This window comes from Lysinibacillus sp. GbtcB16, from assembly GCF_019091145.1.
GTDB classification, from domain to species: Bacteria; Bacillota; Bacilli; order Bacillales_A; family Planococcaceae; genus Lysinibacillus; species Lysinibacillus fusiformis.
The window spans coordinates 1-332 of record NZ_JAGXJV010000210.1 but is presented as its reverse complement, the minus strand read 5'-3'; the positions used below and the strand labels follow the sequence as shown (position 1 = coordinate 332).

The 332-nt window shown below is 35.8% G+C and carries 1 protein-coding gene and 1 pseudogene; one reads left to right on the top strand and one right to left on the bottom strand.

All coding sequences use genetic code 11. The features are described 5' to 3' along the window. A pseudogene (locus KVT27_RS24045) lies at positions 1–101 on the bottom strand (competence protein ComE); the annotation flags it as partial. Between the two features lie 77 nt (positions 102–178). Between KVT27_RS24045 and KVT27_RS24040 the strand changes: the two are divergent. After that, a partial coding sequence (locus KVT27_RS24040) for an NAD(P)-binding domain-containing protein (protein ID WP_217582116.1) occupies positions 179–332 on the top strand: 154 nt, incomplete at its 3' end.

Sequence of the window (332 nt, the reverse complement as noted above, 5' to 3'; positions counted from 1 at the left end):
TTTCGTTCTACACTCTGATTCGTTTTCCAAAAAACAAGAAAAAGTAAAGTTCCAATAATAGCTACTAACCCTCACCACTTTTGCGGAAAATCCCACATCATTTTACACCTCTAATCATAAATTTATAACATCATTCATATTGTTTAGGAGAAAGCTGTTACGAAGGAGGGATGAAACTTTGAACATAGGAATTATAGTGACAGGAAACATGGGGAATATACTAATCGACGCATTTTTAGAAACCCGTGCTGTCAAACCTTCGTGCCTTACAATCATTAATCGAACGCCCGCCAAAGCATATCATATAAAGGAAAAATACCCTTCTGTTCATA